The following is a 19,107-nucleotide window of genomic DNA, read 5'->3' as shown; positions in this document are numbered from 1 at the left end:
AAAAAACATCAATTTTGTAGCTTGTAAATATCAATTCAGATGTATTAATGACACGATTTATGAAAAAAAGTTTTACCTTTTTGAAAGTTAGCTGCATGGCCATGCTGTTAACCGTTATCGGGGTTTCCGAGGGGTTCGCACAGGGGCTTCGTACTTCCTATTTCATGGACAACGTCCCGGCACGCCTCAAAATGAACCCGGCGTTGCAACCTGCCAGAGGTTATTTTAACATCCCTGCGGTCGGGGCTATCGGTTTATCCGCTTCTTCCAACAAGTTGAGCGTACAGGATTTTATCGATATCATCGAGAACGAGAATGATTTCTTGAATAGCGACAAGTTTATCAATCGCCTCGACACGAAGAACACGATGAATATAGACCTGACCACGGACGTGATCTCTTTCGGTTTTTACAGTGGCAAGGGCTTCTGGACCGTGAATCTGGGGGCGCGGGCTATCGTCAGTGCCTCGATTCCGAAAACGATGTTCGAGTTCGCCCGTTATGCGAATATCGACCCGGAACTCGGAGACGGTCAGTTGAAATTGGATTACGATATCAAGAACATGGAGCTTCACGCGGATGTCTTCACCGAAATCGGTCTGGGATACTCCCGCCCCGTGACCCGCGACCTGACGATCGGCGGACGGGCAAAATTGCTGGTAGGTATCGGTAACCTTGACGCGAAGATCGACCAGATCCAGGCGAAGATAAACACGGAAGATATCATGAGCTACCAATCCTGGAAAGTGAAGACGAAAGGACGCCTGGAAACTTCCATGAAAGGGCTTGAATTTAGCCATAATGAAGACGGCGGGTATATCGATGACATTGATTTCGATTCTCCCGGCGTGTCCGGCTACGGGTTCGGAATCGACCTGGGAGCAAGCTACAACCTGTTCAACTGCATCAACGTTTCGGCTGCGATCCTGGACCTAGGTTTCATCAAGTGGACGAAATCATCGACCACCATTGCCACGACCAACAGCGAGCATGATTACGGTGATTTTGTCAGCTTCGATCCGGAACACCCGGAAGATACTTACGTGGCAGGAGACGTGTTCGACTTTGATTTGCTTCAACTCCAAACGGAAGAGAAGAGCAAAAGCCGTAGAACCAGCCTGCGTTCAACCCTGAACCTCGGTGCCGAATACATGATCCTGAATAATAAACTAGGCTTCGGAGTGTTGTCGTCCACGCAGTTCACGAAACCCAAGTCTTACTCGGAGTTGACGCTTTCCGCTAACTATCGCCCGAAAAACTGGTTCGGCGCAACGTTAAGTTATTCTTTCCTGCACAGTGAATTCAAGACGCTGGGTATCGGACTGAAAATGGGTCCCGTGTTCATCGGTTCGGACTACCTGATGACCAAAGCCCCGAAAGAAGCCAACCGCCTGAACGCCTATCTCGGCGTTAGCGTTCCTCTCGGCAGGAAAAGAGCGGATTATAGGAATAATTGAAAATAGCCTCCGGCGATTTTCAAATTACAAATTAGCAGGTTGCAAGTTGCAGGTTAATCCCTCGCACTGGCAACCGCTTTTTTTATTCTAAATTTTTAGTTTTCTTGCCCCAAAGTCCTCGGGCTTTATAAGCGTCATAAATTTTATAAACTAATGACCTTTCCCAGCGTCACGTACCAGATATATCCCGTGACGTCGGTATATCCCATTTGGCGCAAGGTTTTACAGTAGAAACCCACCTGACGGAGGTAGGACTTTTCTTCCACACGACCAAACTTGTAATCAACGATGATCGCTTTATTGCCGTCGATCATCACACGATCAGGACGGGCTTTCCCGGAGACACGGAAGAGAATATCACGCTCGTTCACCACCTTGTAGGTTCCCCCGAACCAGTCCGAAGGGATGGTACTATTCAAGTAAGTCACCACCTGCTCCCCGTAAGTATCTCGCTCGGAGAGGGTGAGCAAGCCGGAACGATACATGTCATCGACGGCTCCTGCCACGTCGTCAATGGTCTCGATACGACGGAATATCTCGTGTAATATTTTCCCCTCGTCAATGGCGGAAACCCGCGTCACTTCGGGATCGGTGTAATCCTCATATTTGTAGCGGACACTTACCCGCTCGTTCAGCTCATGGATCGGGTATTCCGACAGGCTCAACGTGTTGTTTGCGGTAGGCTGCGATTTCTTCTCAAGCACGGGCTTCTCTCCGACCCGCAGGTGCAAGTTCCCGGAATCCCATCCCGGCATGTCGCTCACTTCCAACACCTGGAAGAGAAAGGCCCCGATGTCCGAGGGCTTGCCCTCTTTCGTCACCTTAGGAGCATACGGCAGGACGTAAAGTTCCCGTTCCGCCCGCGTGAAAGCGACGTAAAGCAGATTCAGGTTATCCACGTAGGCTTTCACGTGCTCGACGAGATAATCTTCCCGAAAATGACTGTCCGCCAGCCTGGCGGAATAGTTCAGCGGGGCATATTCGAGATCGCGGAATCCCTCCTCCCGGTTGCGACACCAGATGCGCCGCCCGTGCCGGATGTCGTCCAAGTCCCAAGCGCAGAACGGAATTATAACCGTCTTGAATTCCAGTCCCTTGGACTTGTGAATCGTGAGGATGCGCACCGCATCAACTTCCTCGGAAGTGGAAAGCACCTTTTTATCGCGTTCCTTTTCCCACCATTCGAGGAAAACGGGGATACTGTTGGTGTTATTCTTCTCGTAATCGAAAAGGATATCTTGGAAAGCGATCAGGTAGGGCAATTCCTCCGCCCTGCCCCGCAACCCGAAAGCATCAATGATGTTTTCCGATATCTCGAAGAGAGAACTGGAGGTCAACCGCCCCGGCTCTCGCAACAACGGGATGTCGAGCGCATCGAGAAAACTCTCGTCCCGGCTGCCTGCATTGAAAAGGGCATCGTCACCGGATGTGTTTTCCCCCTTGACGAACGAGCGGTAGTTGTAGAGCAACACGGTACGGTTCACCGCATCGTACGGTTCTACCATATAGCGCAAAACGTTGACGATTAACTCCACATAAGGCGACGAGGAGACATACAGCGAATCGTTGGATATGAAAGGTACTGGGAAGGGAATACCCTCCCGCTTGTTATATTCTATCAGGTAATCGGCAACGAACGCACCCTCCTTCCCGTTCCGCACGAGGATCACGCAGTCTTTGAGCTCTCCGCCCCGGCGGATCGTGTCATTCACGATATCCACGACCGACTCCATGATCTCCCCGGCGCTCTCCTCCTCCTGTTTCTCACCACCAAAACGAATCTCCACGTACCCGTTCCCCGGTCGGCTGACGAGCTGTTCCGGTTGGTGGTAGGCCTCGGTAATCGAACGGGAATAAGCATTTTCCTCGCCGCATTCCCGATCGTACAACTCTTTCAGTTGTACGGCCGCCAAGGAGAAGAAGCGGTTGTTGAATTCCACGACCTCCTTGCAACTGCGCCAGTTGTGTTCCAAAATTACATTGTCGATACCAAACGTGGAGAGATCTCGTTCCACGCCCTCAGCCAGCAAACGCCAGTCACCGTTACGCCAACGATAGATGCTTTGCTTGACATCACCCACGATCAAGGCCCGCCCACCTTCGGAAAGAGTGTTCACGACCAACGGCAGGAAATTGCCCCATTGCATGGTCGAGGTGTCCTGAAACTCGTCGATCATGATATGTTTGTAAAAATTTCCCGTTTTCTCGAACAGAAACGAGGTGTCGTTCCCGGCGATCAGCATGTTGAGCAGGCGGGTCGTGTCACTCAATAGCATCAGTCCCTTCTCATCGCAATAATCCCGTACTTCCCCGTAAAGATCGTTGAGAATCCCTAGCTGGTAGAGGTTTTTCGAGAGAAGTCCCGCCGACACGTAATCCCGCAGGTTCTCGTCGTAATATTCCGTGCTTTCCCGCAACCACGCGTTAAGGGTCGGGTAAACACTCTCTATGCCCGACCGGATGGCCGGGTCGTGTTTCTTCGTCACCCACTCGTCCGGATTGTCGATCGCCCGGCGGGTCGTGTCCGTGATCTTATCAAGGTTCTTGTCCCGCAATTTATAGAAATAGAAGATGAAACTCCGTTTGCCTCCCTTGAAGTCCTCCGCGTGCAAGCCGCTTTCCTCTATCAACTGGCAACCTAGCCGCCCGTATTCCTCCATGCGCTTCTCGAAGCGGGAAACCACGCCTTGTAGGAAGAGCTTGTAGACTTTCAAGAAACCGCGGTCGTTGAATCTCTCCCGCACATCTTGGTCGAAAAGCATGTAGCTCTCGCCGAAGAGTTCTTTCCCCAATTCGGCGATCTTGCCCTTCACGCTCCACGTCTTGGCGTCTTCCACGCTGTCGTTCATCAACTCGGTGATCCACGCACCCAATTCCTTGTCCCTGTTCATGCGCTGCATCACCTGGTCGACGGCTCGCTGCAACACGTAATCGCTGTCGAGCTCGACGTTGTAACCGGGGAATATCCCCAACTCGCGGGTAAACGCCTTGATCACGCGCTGGAAGAAACGGTCGATCGTGGTAACCGAGAGCCGACCGTAATCGTGCAGAATCAAGGTACGCAATACGCCCGCCCGTTCCCGTACCTGCTCGGCCGTCAGCTTCAAGGTACGCTGGATTTCATCGCGGTAATCGCTCTTCTGTCCTTCCGCCAGCTTGTTGAGTTCCCGTACGATACGGGATTTCATCTCTTCGGTCGCCTTGTTCGTGAAGGTGACGGCCAGCACGTTCTTGTACTCCGTCGGGGAGTTAAAAACGATCTTGAAGTATTCCATGGTCAAGGCGAAAGTCTTCCCCGCACCCGCGGAAGCCCGGTATACACGCAGCATAGGATTAATTTAGAATTTAAAATGTAGTATGTAGAATAAAAATGTAGAATCCAGAATGTAACACGGGGATGCTTTTTCCCATTTTACATTCTAAATTCTACATTCTAAATTATTAAAGTCTTGAGGTTAATATACTTCTCACGTTGTCGATGTTGACATCGTCGATACCACCGAGGGCGAAGTCTCCCCGTTCGCGGAAACGTTTCTCGATACGGTCGATGGTGTCGATACCCACGCCGTAGTCGGAAAGGCGGGTCTTCACGCCCAATTCGTTGAAGAATTGTTCCGTGCGGGCAATGGCCTGATCGGCGGCATCGGGTTGTTGTGTGTCAATATTCCACACCCGTGAGGCGTATTGCAATAGTTTCTCACGGCGTTTGAGCTTGGTAGCGTTCATCACACCCGGCAGGACGATGGCCAGCGTGATGCCATGATCCAACCCGTTGAAGGCGGTCAACTCGTGGCCGATGTGGTGGGTAGACCAGTCCTGAGTCACGCCGCAAGCGATAAGCCCGTTCAATCCCATGGTAGCAGCCCACATGAAGTTCGCCCGGTCGTCGTAATTCGGTTGTTCGGCATGGATCAGCTTCGGGCCTAGCTCGATCAAGGTTTTCAGGATAGATTCAGAGAAACGATCCTGTATTTCAGATTGTTCCGGGAAGGTGTAATATTGTTCCATCACGTGAACGAAAGTATCCACCACTCCGTTAGCCACTTGACGCATGGGTAACGAGTAGGTCACCACGGGATCAAGCACGGAGAATTTCGGGAAGACGTGACGAGAATTGAATGCCAGTTTCTCCAGCGTGGATTGACGGGTGATCACTCCCCCGCTATTCATTTCAGATCCCGTGGCCGGAAGTGTCAATACGGTTCCGAGCGGGAGGGCGGCGTTCACTCGGGCGCCTTTGGCCACGATGTCCCAGGGTTCGTTGCCTTCGAAACAGGTAGCAGCGGCGATAAACTTGGTACCATCAATGACGGAACCGCCACCAACGGCAAGAAGGAATCCCACGTTCTCCTGCTTTGCCAGTTCCACGGCACGCATCAGGGTCTCGTATTTCGGGTTCGGTTCGATACCACCGAATTCCACGATATCAAATCCTTTCAAGGCATCCATGACCTGATCGTACACGCCATTTTTCTTGATACTCCCACCCCCGTAGGTCATCATCACTTTCATTCCCTTGGGAATCCACTTTGCTATCTCGGCAATCTTTCCTTTCCCGAAAAGTATTTTCACGGGATTGTAATAATCGAAATTTCTCATGCTTTAATGTCGTTTATATTTGTTCCATAATTTTGGTTTCGTCCTTGATCCGCTTGTCAAGGCGGTCAATGTACGTTTTGATGTATACGGACAATTTGTCATTCGCGTTACTTTGTCCTAGGGTTTTCAGCGCCGCTTCGAGCAACGCCTTGGCGCCCGAAAAGTTGCCTTCCTGCTCATAGAGCCAGGCCAGGTTGACCGCGGCCTTGGCTGCCACCTTAGGTTTCAGGTTCAAAGCCGCACTCCATATCCGGCGAGCCTCGTCCGTGTCCTCTTTATCGAAGTAATAAAATCCAAGGTCAAGTACCCGGTTGCCCGTGTACAGGCGGCGTTCCTCGGGTTTCCACGTGGGTGTCATGCGCTCGGCATAGTCCACGCCACAGTCGTAGAAGAAATTACAGATCGTCGCGTAATCGTCGGTCCCCACTCGCATGTGTTCGAGGGCATCCAACTTGTCACTCCGCACGGAATCGACCACGTTCCCTTCCACGTCGTAAAGACGCACGAGGAGGTTGCTGTCAAGCGTCAGGCGAGACGAAGCGTCGATCCCGAACTTGCAGTATTCCACGGCAAGCACATGTGTCAGCCCGGTAATCTTTTTCAACTCGTTGATGCCCGCGGGAGAAATCGGCTTAGGTTCGTAGCCATCCGGCACGTAAGTCGGGGTTAACCCAAGTCCCTTGACCATTAATATCGGCCGCACGCCACTACGCAAGGCTGCACGCAGACCATCATAGAAACAGTTAACAATGTCGTCCCGTCTCAAGCGTAACGCCGTGTAGAGTTGTAATGCCGAAAGAGAATCGGCCTCGTGAATGATCTTCCGGTCGACAAAGAGGACTTGCACGTTGCCCGGCCCGAGATTCATCTCTCCCGGTTGCAACACGTCGATATTCAACACTTTATAACTACCGCAGGAAGCAAAGCAACACAACAACAGAAACGCCCCGGCTATCTTAAGCCCGGCTTTCATCCTATATTTAACATGCCTTTCCATGATTACTTGTTTATTTGTTAATGTGGTTACAAAAAGCGAGCCACAATCGCGGACATGACTTTCCGGCAACCGGTGAAATATGGTGTTTTAAAAGTAGGTATATTCCGGGAAATAACCAAAAAAACCGGGTAGAAATCGTTTCTTTGATTTCTACCCGGTTTTTGAGTTTATAAAGTTCATAAGGTTTATAAAGTTATAAGGTACATGGACCCCTGCGGGGCGCTTTGTCTACGGCAGCTCGGGCTGCCGATAAACTCCGTCCGGAGGACACCCGTAACTTTATAAACTTTATAAACTTTATAAACCTTATGAACTTTATAAACTTATTTCCGGCTTAATTGAACGAAAACATTGTCACGAATTCATTATCTATTAATGAATTAAAGTTACGGTGTATTCAAATATTCCGTATATTTGTAAATAAACTTAATAATCGTTAGCTATGATGACAGAACAACAAATCCGGAAATCCGCCGCCAGTCACGTGTTACAACTAAACGCCAACGACGCGTTCGTTCATTACTGTTACACCATTTGCCTGCTGCTGATCATACTTATTTTCACGCCGTGGTATTATTTTAATAATAATCAAGTATTTACTACTCTCACGCCGTGGGTATTCCTGATTTGCGGGATCGCTCTCGCGGGTGTACTCTACGGGTGGAAACGCAAGAAACTGGCCATGCAGGTTGTCCCTGTCTCGCTTACCCCGGAGGAAACCGAACGGGTCGTGAAACAAACGATCAACGAGATCGGCGGGATTGTGTGTGCTCAAGGAAAGAATTACATCGTGGCGAAAACGCCCACCCCTCTCGGTATCGGGTCCGGATGGGGAAGCAAGATATTCGTGTTGCTGGATGATAAACAAGTATTGATCAAATCGATATCGGGAGCGCTTCCCGGAGGTGGTACCCCGTTCTTTCATCAAGAGCTCACGAACAATATCAACAAGCTCACGAATGCCCGAGACGAAGCCTAATCCGCAAGGTCCATAAGGTCTGTTGCCCCCACGAGCGCTTAGACTATGGCAGCTTGAGCAACCAATCGGAAATAGAGTTCGTAAAACAATAATTCCAAGGATTTTATGAACTTTAGATGCCGAAGGCATGACTTTATGGACCAAAAGAAGTTGTCGAAGACAAGTAATTATTCAATATATTCACTATATAGCATCATTAAATTATTAATTTCCTTTAGGACGGTATAAATACTCTAAACGTCGATCCCTCATTGTATATATAGCGGATAATTCATTCCTTTGCTTAACAATTCAGAGGGAAGGATGAAAGAATTCAGGACGATCAGTATAGAAGAACTAAAACAGAACACGAAACCGGACTATGTTTCAGAGGGGTTCATCATTTATAATAATATTGCCAAGGAGAAAGAATTTCTTCGTCAACAGGTGGAACTTCAACAAATCTATGTCACGGGAACATTTTCTTTCTCCCTGTGCCGGCGAGGAACAACGGAGTTTATGATCGGTGACCAAAAGTACCGGATCAAGAAAAACCACCTGATCATCGTGCTACCGAAACAGCTTGTCGGCTTCAGCCAGACATCACCAGATTACGAGGCCGGATTGATCTGTATTTCGGGCGATTATTTCAGGGAAAGATTCAAGGGAATAATCCCCCTGTTCCTGACAATGAAATACCAACCGATAATCGAGCTGAACGAGGAAGAGGTCAACCGGTTGGAATGGTATCAACTGCTACTATCCAAGAGAACCGGTAATCCGAACTCGCAATTCTTCTATACCGCCGTGCACAACCTGATACATGCCCTGTTTTACGAGCTCTACGGGTTTATCGTGAATCAGTCGCGTAGCACCGAGTTTAAATTATCGCACCAGATGAACATTTTCAACCAGTTCATCATGCTAGTTGAGGAGTACCACATGGAAGAACGCAGCGTCATGTTCTATGCCGACAAACTTTGTCTCACGCCCAAGTATCTCTCGGCAATCGTCCGCAAGGCAAGTGGGAAATTCGCCGGGGAATGGATTGATCATTACGTGATCACGCTAGCCAAATCCTTGCTCGCGTCAAGCTCCAAAACAGTACAGGAAATCGGTTACGAGCTGAATTTCTCGACCCCTTCCTCGTTTATCAAATATTTCAAGCGGATCATGAAGGTTCCCCCCAGGGAATACAGGAACAGGCAAGGCTACAATTACAAGGAATCCCCTGACTTATAATTTTATAATGTAAAATAAAAATACTTCATTTTTCCCGGACAAGAAACAAGCTTCTCGATGAATTAAACGTGAAGAAAATGGAAAATGGAAAACCGAAAATCAAATTCCTACACGAATTCTCTCATTTCCAATTTTCCATTTTCAAATTACAATTGTTACATGTTCATCCCGCCACAAACATGGATGGTCTGTCCCGTCACGTAAGCCGACAAGTCAGATCCGAGGAACACGCACACTTTCGCGATGTCTTCCGGGGTACCGCCTCTTCTCAACGGAATTTTGGCAGCCCACTCCTTGCGAACGTCTTCTGGCAATTGGGCGGTCATATCGGTGATGATAAATCCCGGGGCCACGGCGTTGGCGCGGATGTTACGAGAACCGAGTTCTTTTGCCACGCTCTTCGTGAAACCGATGATACCGGCCTTGGAAGCGGCATAGTTAGCCTGTCCGGCGTTACCGCTCACTCCTACCACGGAGCTCATGCTGATAATAGAACCTGATTTTTGACGTAACATAATAGCAGAAACGGCCTTCGTGTAATTGAACACGGATTTCAGGTTGACGTTGATCACGGCATCCCATTGTTCCTCGCTCATGCGCATCAACAAGGTATCTTTCGTGATCCCGGCATTGTTTACAAGTATATCTACACGTCCGAATTCTTTGACGATCTCATCCACGGTAGCACTCGTGGCGGCAAAATCTGCCGCGTTGGAAGCGTACATTTTAGCTTTCACGCCTAATGCGGCAATCTCTTTTTCGGTCTCTTGTGCTATTTCATCGTATCTTAAATCGGTAAAAGCGATGTTCGCTCCCTGGCGAGCAAATTCCAATGCCACGGCCTTTCCGATTCCTCTTGACGCCCCCGTGATAATGGCGGTCTTTCCTTCTAATAACTTCATAATTACAGTTTTATTTAAACCTAAATTTAAACCGGAACCACCTGTCAAGTGATCCCGCGGCGGTAAAATACCGCCCGATCGAGGGACAAAGTTAGTTAATTAATTGAAAACAGGAAATGAATTGTTTATTTGAATGATAAACATTATCTTGCATTCCAAAATCCATAGATATGTCGTGCAAAATGAAAAAAATTCTTCTCCCTTTGTTAGCCGCGATCGTGGCCGGGGGATGTGATTACTGGTGTCAGGACAAATACCGGGTTATCAACAACACGGACGACACGATAAGATTCGTCATGTACAGGGACTCGCTCGGATGGTTCAAAGATGGGGTAAACGACAAAGAAAACAACCTGACGAAAGAGAACGATTCCACCCATATCGTCTTCCCTCGTTCACAAATCACGCTGGAAACGGGTGCGGAACTCTGTGGAAAGTATTATAAACCCGATGACCGACGATACGAGGATGATGGGGACTATTTCTGGGGAAAATGGATAAAAGCCACGTACGCCAATTCCCAACCCGTGGACTCGGCCTACTGGAACACGGAAAAATGGGAATTCCAATCCAAACGACGAATGCGACTTTACCAGCTCGTGTTTGACGGTCAGTAGGAATTTCTCAAACAAAACCTGTCATGTTTTCAACGAGGAAAGGAAACAACAACGCTCTTCCTCCAGTACAACAACACTTCAACAATACTCGCAAGCGTCGATGAACTGGAAGAATACCGAAGGGAAAAAAAAGGGGGTACCCTACTTTTTTTCTATATCATGGAATCATTTCACAAGCTACCTTTAAATCGCTTAAAGACATTTGCCGTATTATTTCTTTACCTACTTTCATGCCACGAGCATTCAGTTTTACGACAAATAAAAATAATACTAAACAGGAATGTTTTCATCCTATCGTGAAATATATTTTATTCTCTTCCTAATATTCCTTATATTTGTATCGTTAACATTCAATATTCACGTATGGAACAAGAAATTCAACTCAACGCGCATAACAAGCAAGAATATCCCCCGATGCACACGGCAGAACACCTGTTAAACTCTCAAATGGTAAAATATTTCCATTGCGAACGCTCTTTTTCCGCCCACATCGAGAAAAAGAAGTCCAAATGTGATTACCATTTCAAGACCGCTCCCGCGGCCGAGGATATCGCCATGGTCGAACAAGCGGTAAATGACATCATACAACAAAATATCAACGTGGAAGAAATCTTCTACCCGATCGAACAAGTGCCCGCGAGTATCAACTTGACACGTCTCCCCGAACCGGGCATCAAAACGATCCGGGTGATCCGCATCGGCGATTACGACCAATGCGCCTGTATCGGACAGCACGTGACAAACACGGCCGAGATCGGAACTTTTCGCGTGATCTCGTTTGATTTTAACGACGGGGTCCTACGCATCCGCTTCAAATTACAAACAGAAGAACAAAAGAACAAAAGGGAATAAACTTTCACCCCGTGAAAGTGAAAGCTTCTAAAATAACCGTGATTTTTCTTTCTTTTGCCCTTCTGTTCTTTTGTCTAACACTTTTTTGTAACGTCTGCATTACAATTTGATTAATTATTCATACTTTCGCGCTAACGATTGCAAGTACTATTATATAAAAATAAAATTATCATGAATCTCCTTGAACAAATCAAAGAAAACGCGAAGAAGTACAACAAGCGAATTGTACTTCCGGAGGGAACAGAAGAACGCACGTTGAAAGCAGCCGATATCCTGTTAGGTGAAGGTATAGCGCAAATTATCCTGATCGGGAACCCGGCAGAGATTAACGCTTTGGCCGAGAAATTCGAATTGAAAAACATCGGACAAGCCACGATCATCGACCCCGAAAATCATGCCAAGAAAGAGGTGTACGCTGATCTTCTGGTTGAACTCCGCAAGAGCAAAGGAATGACCAAAGAACAAGCTTTGAAGCTTGTGATCGACCCGTTGTACCTTGCCACTTTGATGATCAAGAGCGGTGATGCCGACGGAGAAGTTGCCGGAGCCAAGAACGCTACCGGAGACGTGTTGCGTCCCGCGTTACAAATCGTGAAAACATTACCGGGAATGTCTGTCGTATCAGGCGCGTTCCTGTTGTTGACCAACAAACCGGAATACGGAGAAAACGGGTTAATCGTGTGCGCCGACTGTGCAGTACTCCCCAACCCCACCGCCGAGGAACTGGCACAAATCGCCGTGGCTACTGCCGGAACAGCGAGAGCTATCGCCAAGATCGAGCCGAGAGTGGCCATGTTGAGCTTCTCAACCAAGGGATCGGCTAAAAACGAACTGGTTGACAAGGTGGTAAAAGCTACCGAACTAGCCAAACAAATGGCTCCCGACGTGATGATCGACGGAGAAATGCAAGCTGATGCCGCCCTCGTTGCATCCGTGGGTGCAAGCAAAGCCCCGGGCAGCCCCGTGGCTGGTAAAGCTAACGTATTGATATTCCCAAGCCTAGAAGTTGGTAACATCAGTTACAAGCTCGTTCAACGTATCGCCGGAATCGAGGCCGTGGGTCCCGTACTTCAAGGTATGGCAGCCCCGATCAACGACCTGTCAAGAGGTTGTTCCGTGAGCGACATCGTGAACCTCGTGGCTATTACCGTGAACCAAGCTGCGGCAAAATAAATCATAAAATCTAATATCATAAATCATAAATTATAATGAACGTACTAGTATTAAACTGCGGTAGCTCCTCCATTAAATACCAACTACTTGACATGGCCGGAGAACCAACGTTACTCGCTAAAGGATTAGTGGAAAAGATCGGTTTACCCGTTGGAAGTTTCACGCACAAACCGGAAGGAAAAGATAAATACGTGGTAGAAGAACCTATCGCCGATCATACCGCCGGAATTGACCTGATCCTGAAAGCATTGGTAGACCCGAAACATGGCGTGATCAAGACTTTGACCGACATCAACGCCGTTGGTCACCGCGTGGCTCACGGGGGTGAATTCTTCGCCAAAAGCGCACGTGTTGACGAGGATGCCAAGAAAAAGATCGCCGCTTGCTGCGAGCTAGCACCGCTACACAACCCGGCAAACCTGACGGGAATCGAGACCATGGAAAAACTGTTGCCGGGAATCCCGCAAGTAGCAGTATTCGATACTTCGTTCCACCAGACCTTACCGAAAGAAGCGTACATCTATGGTATCCCATACAAATACTACGAGGATTATCGTATCCGTCGCTACGGTTTCCACGGGACATCCCACAAGTTTGTGGCCGAAAAAGCATGTAAAATACTAGGCTGGAACATCGAGGAGAAAAAGATTATCACTTGCCACCTCGGAAACGGCTCGTCCATAACCGCTATTAATAAAGGTAAATCCGTGGATACTTCCATGGGCTTCACTCCCAACGCCGGGGTGATCATGGGAACCCGCACGGGCGACCTTGACCTGGGTGCATTATTATATATCTGCGAGAAAGAAGGATTAACCACGGCACAGGCTAACGACTTGGTAAACAAGAAATCAGGATTACAAGGAGTATCCGAGGTTTCTTCCGACTGTCGTGACCTGCAAGCCGCTGCCGAAGCCGGAAATGACAAGGCTCGTTTGGCCCTTGATATCCTCGCTTACGACGTGAAGAAATACGTGGGTAGTTACGCTGCCGTGTTGAACGGGGCCGACTTGATCGTCTTCACGGGTGGTATCGGGGAGAACGACTGCGAGGTTCGTGAACAAGTATGTACCAACATGGAATACATGGGCATACATTTCGACCTTGCCGCTAACAAAGGCGTACGCGGACAGGACAAAGTGTTATCCACTGCTGACTCTAAAGTAATGGTAATGAGCATCACGACTGACGAAGAACTGGTGATCGCTACCGACACGATGAATCTCGTGAAATAAGAAATCAGTATTTCCAACATAGAATAATGCATCCCTTCCCGGGATGCATTATTTTTTACTTCCCAAAGGTCGAAAATATAGATTAATTCGTGACATTTTATTCAAAATCGAATGTTTCAACTGAACCGCACCCCCAAATATCGCCTTGAGCATGACCGCTCCGGGAAAAAGTAACGTGAGTGTTTATCTTGACGAACAATGCACGAAACTGATCGATAAACTTCCGGTTTATCCCAAGGAAACAAGCTACGATCTGGAAGTTAGTACAACTCCCCAAGTAAAGAAAAAACATGATTATCAATCATACCCAACACTAACAATCATCTAAATAGTGTTAAATCCTTGCAAACCTGACGAGAACGTCCCCCCCTCGTCAGGTTTCTTTTTTTTAGAAATATCCACATTTCTTTCCTTTCATGGCCTGAATTCGTTATATTTGCGAATCAATCACTAAAAAACAAGTAAATGGGCGTGTTCAGTAAATTTCCCCGCACCTTCTGGGTGGCTAATACTCTTGAGTTATTCGAACGTTGGGCATGGTATGGTTTCTTCATGCTTTTTGCCAATTACCTCACGGGATCATCCGATGTCGGCGGGCTAGAATTCACGCAAAGCCAGAAAGGTATACTTATGGGCGTGGGCACGGGGATTCTTTACTTCCTACCCGTGCTAACCGGAGCGATCGCCGACCGTTACGGGTATAAAAAAGTGCTGGCTCTAGCGTTCACGATCTACACGTCTGCCTTTATCCTGTTGCCCATGTTTTCCACGTTCACGGGTGTCTTCCTCATGTATCTCTACCTGGCACTTGGAGCGGCCCTGTTCAAACCGATCATATCCGCCACGGTTGCCAAAACGACAACGAACGAAACGGCTTCCATCGGCTTCGGAATTTACTACATGATGGTAAACATCGGGGCTTTCTTCGGTCCCATGGTCACCTTATTGTTCAAGGGATCGTCAAATCTTGTATTCTACGTTTCGGCGGGAATTATAGCGCTGAACTTTATTTTACTCCTTTTCTACAAGGAACCGAACCGGGAAACCGTGCAACAGACCTCTCTCGCCCGGACATTCAAAGAGATATTCCGCAACATGTTCAGTATCGTGAAAGACTTGAAATTCGTGATCTTCCTCCTTATCGTAGCGGGGTTCTGGACCATGTACAACCAATTGTTCTTCACCCTGCCCGTCTTTATCTCGCAATGGATCGACACGAGCGTGCTTTACCACTTCTTCGAACGCTACATACCTTTCATCAGCACGAATTACAGTCCCGCACCGGGAGTCATAGATGCCGAATTCGTGGCAAATTTCGATGCCCTTTACATCATTATCTTCCAGATCATTGTTTCGAGCATCGTGATGCGCATGAAACCCCTGAAATCCATGATGTCGGGTTTCCTCGTGTGTTCAATCGGGATGGCGCTCACCCTTTTCTCGCAAAACGTGCTGTTCACTCTGGTAGCCATACTCATCTTCTCACTGGGGGAAATGGCTGGTTCCCCGAAGATCACGGAATACATCGGCCGTATCGCCCCGCATGACAAAAAAGCCCTCTACATGGGATATTCCTTTATCCCCGTCTTCATCGGTAACGTCTTCGCCGGAATTATCGCCGGGGTTGTTTACCAGAATATGTCCGACAAGGTGATCATCACCCGACAATTTGCCACCGACAAAGGACTGGTTGTTCCCGAAGGATTATCCAATAACGCCTACTTCGACAACGTGGCACAACAACTTCAATTAAGCCACAAGGAACTCACCGACCTCCTCTGGCAACAATACTCCCCATCCGACATCTGGATGGTCATTCTGGCCATAGGCCTGGGCACCACCCTGTTACTTTATATTTACGACCGTGTGATAAAGATCGAAATTACCCGGTAATCGTTTTTTGCTCGCAATAAATTATGGAATCATGAAATTCCATTGCCATTAGTGATATATTTAATAAAAAATACTAAACTATTTTTTTTATTAAATATTATTCGTATCTTGTGATTCATATACATACATAAATAATTAAATTGTAATTTATTGGAAATATAAATCTCATAAAAATAATAATACTCAATTCTATTTTACAAAGAATCATACTTACCAATAAAACAACAATTTATGATAACTAAAATTATGAATGCTAAAAGAGATTAATAATATAATTAATAAATTTTATAGAATTAGTTATGAAAAAATACATGCGAATGACAGTTTTATTTTTTTTAATAATCATATTTTGTAGTTATAATCAGATTACCGAGATAGGCGTTCAAAGCTTCGACGTGAATGTTGCTAGACAAGAAAACCCCACATGGTGCTTGTTTGCGACTTTACAAATGGCTCTTGGTGGAGAACAATGTCTATATGCTGGACAATATATTAAATGGAGTGATGAGCAAGCTGGGATTATTTCTCCACCAAATTGGGATTGTTGTCAAGTAGGTATAGGTTGTGGAGGTGTAGAATTTGACGAATGCATTGAATATTGGAATCACAAAACATCTAGTTCATACTTTAAATGGGAGATTATTCCATTTACTTTTTACAAGAATTCACCCACGCACCGAACTCTACCTACTGCTGGATTGTTGGACTTGAGATCAGCAGGAGCAGAGTATCATGCTATATGGGTGTATCATGTGACAATAACATATAATAGTGTTTGGGATATGACAACTTATAAAGTGGAATATATCGACCCTTGGACCGGAGATTATGATTTTGTTGAAAGTCAATCATCCGGTAGTGGTAATCTTTGGAGTAGAGTCTATATCATGGTATAATAACTTTTAAATACATACACACGATGAAGAAGTATACATTAATATATTTAGCATTGATTACATTTTCTTGTTCAGAACCAAAACAAGTAGCAGTAAATCAATATTCTCTTCAAGATATTTCTACAAATCTTGAAGACGAAAAATACAAAATAATAGTAAATAACTTAAAAGCTTTTTATATCACAGGAAATGAAACCAGATCATTTGGTCAGGGGCATACTAACCTTACCGAAAAATTTGTCAGTGAAATAGACAAGTACGAATTGGCAACTTTTTCTTATTATCAATTCGACAATAAAAAATTTTACGATAACCCTTCCGAAGAAAATTTGCAGGCATGTATGTTCCCCTTGGACAAATTGAACATTATCGCATTTCGAGACGGGAAACCCGAATTACGGGTTATTGTAGAGCAAGAAAAGAATACAAAGTTATGGCTTATAAATCGATTAACTCCACGATATGGTAAAACTATATCTTGGTTAAGTGATTCTCTTTCAAACGCCGGGACAAAGACATGCAAAATATTTCTACATGGTTCGACACGAGAATTTGTAACTTACGAGAAAGATGGTACTCCTTTGTATTTTAGAATTACTGGAGAACCCATTTCAGCAGCACATCTATGTGAGTATTTTATTGAAAACTATAAAAAATGGTTAACACAGGAAAAATACATCAAGGAACATTCGGAATTATTTGGAGATGATCCCACTCTCAACGAGTGAGTTGCAAAGTGAAGTGTACCCAAAAAATTACAGTAGCGTTAGTCATCTTCCTGTATTTCTGTATACATACAGTAGTGTCCCTAGTGTAAGTTGCCGATAAGTTAACGATAAGTTACCGATAAGTTGCCGATGCGCATCGGTAACTTGTCCTCGATCTTACTTTGACGTATAATCAACATACGAGCGAGACTCCGGAGAGAATCCGCTTGGTAGTCGGAAGATTTTATTGTATATTTGCGTGACACATGTATCATTAAATAAAAGCAAAACATGAAAAAGAGTTATATTGTAATTGGAATAATTATCGTCATCGTGATCGGAATCTTCATGTGGTTCAAAGGAAGCTACAATCAAATGGTGACCCGAAGCGAAAGCGTTTCTTCACAATGGTCTAACGTCGAAAACCAATACCAACGTCGTCTGGACCTGATCCCAAACCTCGTGAACACGGTGAAAGGTTACGCAGAACACGAGCAGAACACGCTGACCCAAGTCGTCGAAGCACGCGCGAAAGCCACGCAGATGCGAGTAAACTTCGATCAACTGGACGAGAAGACGATCCAAAAGTTCAATAGCATGCAAGGAGAACTTTCCTCTGCCCTCTCCCGTTTAATGGCTATTTCCGAGCAATATCCCGACTTGAAAGCCAACGAAAACTTCCGGGATTTACAGGCTCAACTGGAAGGCACGGAAAACCGTATCGCCGTGGAAAGACGCAAATTCAACGAGGAAGTGAAGAGCTACAACGCTTACATCCGTTCATTCCCAAAGAACTTCATCGCCGGGATGTTCGGTTTCACCCCGAAACCTTACTTCGAAGCTACCGCTGGAGCCGAGAAAGCACCGGAAGTGAAATTCTAAGCAATTGAAAATTGAAAGTGTAAAAACTACCACCCACCCCCTCCTTACACGGGAGGGGAGACGAATACAAGAAAATGCTTCAACCTGGTACCGTGGTACACACGCCCCCCCGTATAAGGGAGAGCTGGAAGGGGTAGTTAGAAAGTTAAAAGCTAAAAGTTTAATAACCTGTAACCTGCCAATAGCGATCTTTTGTGCGGCTGGAATCTAAACTTTAAAATTAAAATCATAAATCCAAAACTAGCATGTCTCCCGAGAAAGCCTTTACCCAAGAACAAAAAGATGCCATGGTGGCCGCAATACGGCAGGCAGAGAAAGACACGTCCGGGGAAATCCGGATACATATCGAGAACCATAGTAAAATAAACGTGCTAGACCGGGCGGCAGACGTATTCGCCGAGTTGAAAATGCACAAGACAGCATTGAGAAACGGGGTGTTGGTCTACGTGGCCTTGCTCGACCATAAATCCGCCATTCTCGGTGATGCCGGAATTAATGCCAAAGTACCCGCCGATTTCTGGGATTCAATCATGAAAAACATGGTCGAGAAATTCAGAGCCGGCAACATCACGGAAGGCATTTGTGAAGCGGTCATCACGGCCGGGGAACAGCTAAAGCAATATTTCCCCTATCAAGCCGATGACGAGAACGAACTCCCGGATGAGATATCATTCCGGTAAACACGTTTACCGGAAGT

Annotated in this window: 16 protein-coding genes; 12 read left to right on the top strand and 4 right to left on the bottom strand. The window is 46.6% G+C overall.

The genetic code is table 11. The annotated features are described in order from the left end of the window. The first annotated feature begins 59 nt into the window (after positions 1-59). The gene (locus DWW52_RS03495; RefSeq protein ID WP_233556678.1) at positions 60-1,457 is read left to right on the top strand and encodes a DUF5723 family protein; all 1,398 of its coding nucleotides are present in this window, start codon (positions 60-62) and stop codon (positions 1,455-1,457) included. A 143-nt stretch (positions 1,458-1,600) separates the two neighbouring features. On the opposite strand, the gene DWW52_RS03490 is transcribed toward DWW52_RS03495, so the two are convergent. The 3 genes from DWW52_RS03490 to DWW52_RS03480 all read right to left on the bottom strand — a co-directional run bounded on the left by DWW52_RS03490 (position 1,601) and on the right by DWW52_RS03480 (position 7,053). Continuing rightward, a complete protein-coding gene (locus tag DWW52_RS03490) occupies positions 1,601-4,786 on the bottom strand; it encodes an exodeoxyribonuclease V subunit beta (RefSeq protein ID WP_118714063.1) in 3,186 nt (1,061 codons plus the stop codon). A gap of 112 nt (positions 4,787-4,898) precedes the next feature. Beyond that, entirely contained in the window at positions 4,899-6,056 is a 1,158-nt protein-coding gene (locus DWW52_RS03485; RefSeq protein ID WP_118714062.1) for an iron-containing alcohol dehydrogenase, read from the bottom strand. A gap of 13 nt (positions 6,057-6,069) precedes the next feature. Then, entirely contained in the window at positions 6,070-7,053 is a 984-nt protein-coding gene (locus tag DWW52_RS03480) for a DUF6340 family protein (protein ID WP_148315322.1), read from the bottom strand. A gap of 442 nt (positions 7,054-7,495) precedes the next feature. Between DWW52_RS03480 and DWW52_RS03475 the strand changes: the two genes are divergently transcribed. Next, positions 7,496-8,032: a hypothetical protein gene (locus DWW52_RS03475; RefSeq protein WP_118714060.1), complete on the top strand. Its 537-nt coding sequence runs from the start codon at positions 7,496-7,498 to the stop codon at positions 8,030-8,032. 303 nt (positions 8,033-8,335) lie between these two features. Beyond that, positions 8,336-9,253: an AraC family transcriptional regulator gene (locus tag DWW52_RS03470; RefSeq protein WP_118714059.1), complete on the top strand. Its 918-nt coding sequence runs from the start codon at positions 8,336-8,338 to the stop codon at positions 9,251-9,253. 155 nt (positions 9,254-9,408) lie between these two features. On the opposite strand, the gene fabG is transcribed toward DWW52_RS03470, so the two are convergent. After that, positions 9,409-10,155 carry a 3-oxoacyl-[acyl-carrier-protein] reductase gene (fabG, locus tag DWW52_RS03465; protein ID WP_118714058.1) on the bottom strand — a complete coding sequence of 249 codons (747 nt, stop codon included), beginning with the start codon at positions 10,153-10,155 and terminating at the stop codon, positions 9,409-9,411. A 182-nt stretch (positions 10,156-10,337) separates the two neighbouring features. Between fabG and DWW52_RS03460 the strand changes: the two genes are divergently transcribed. The 9 genes from DWW52_RS03460 to DWW52_RS03420 all read left to right on the top strand — a co-directional run bounded on the left by DWW52_RS03460 (position 10,338) and on the right by DWW52_RS03420 (position 19,090). Continuing rightward, the gene (locus DWW52_RS03460) at positions 10,338-10,772 is read left to right on the top strand and encodes a hypothetical protein (protein ID WP_148315321.1); all 435 of its coding nucleotides are present in this window, start codon (positions 10,338-10,340) and stop codon (positions 10,770-10,772) included. Positions 10,773-11,135: 363 nt separating this feature from the next. Further along, the gene (locus DWW52_RS03455; RefSeq protein WP_118714056.1) at positions 11,136-11,624 is read left to right on the top strand and encodes a hypothetical protein; all 489 of its coding nucleotides are present in this window, start codon (positions 11,136-11,138) and stop codon (positions 11,622-11,624) included. 171 nt (positions 11,625-11,795) lie between these two features. Further along, a complete protein-coding gene (gene pta / locus DWW52_RS03450) occupies positions 11,796-12,797 on the top strand; it encodes a phosphate acetyltransferase (protein ID WP_118714055.1) in 1,002 nt (333 codons plus the stop codon). A 35-nt stretch (positions 12,798-12,832) separates the two neighbouring features. Next, a complete protein-coding gene (locus tag DWW52_RS03445) occupies positions 12,833-14,032 on the top strand; it encodes an acetate/propionate family kinase (RefSeq protein ID WP_118714054.1) in 1,200 nt (399 codons plus the stop codon). A 465-nt stretch (positions 14,033-14,497) separates the two neighbouring features. Next, positions 14,498-15,925 carry an MFS transporter gene (locus DWW52_RS03440; protein WP_118714053.1) on the top strand — a complete coding sequence of 476 codons (1,428 nt, stop codon included), beginning with the start codon at positions 14,498-14,500 and terminating at the stop codon, positions 15,923-15,925. Between the two features lie 299 nt (positions 15,926-16,224). Next, positions 16,225-16,821, top strand: a complete 597-nt coding sequence (locus DWW52_RS03435) for a hypothetical protein (protein ID WP_148315320.1) — start codon at positions 16,225-16,227, stop codon at positions 16,819-16,821. 23 nt (positions 16,822-16,844) lie between these two features. Continuing rightward, positions 16,845-17,549: a hypothetical protein gene (locus DWW52_RS03430; protein WP_118714051.1), complete on the top strand. Its 705-nt coding sequence runs from the start codon at positions 16,845-16,847 to the stop codon at positions 17,547-17,549. 270 nt (positions 17,550-17,819) lie between these two features. Further along, entirely contained in the window at positions 17,820-18,410 is a 591-nt protein-coding gene (locus DWW52_RS03425; protein ID WP_118714050.1) for a LemA family protein, read from the top strand. Positions 18,411-18,655: 245 nt separating this feature from the next. After that, positions 18,656-19,090: a TPM domain-containing protein gene (locus DWW52_RS03420; RefSeq protein WP_118714049.1), complete on the top strand. Its 435-nt coding sequence runs from the start codon at positions 18,656-18,658 to the stop codon at positions 19,088-19,090. The last annotated feature ends 17 nt before the right edge of the window (positions 19,091-19,107 follow it).

Source organism: Odoribacter sp. AF15-53 (genome assembly GCF_003479425.1).
Lineage (GTDB): Bacteria > Bacteroidota > Bacteroidia > Bacteroidales > Marinifilaceae > Butyricimonas.
Note: the sequence above shows the minus strand (reverse complement) of the source record. Positions and strands in the feature narration are given on the sequence as shown.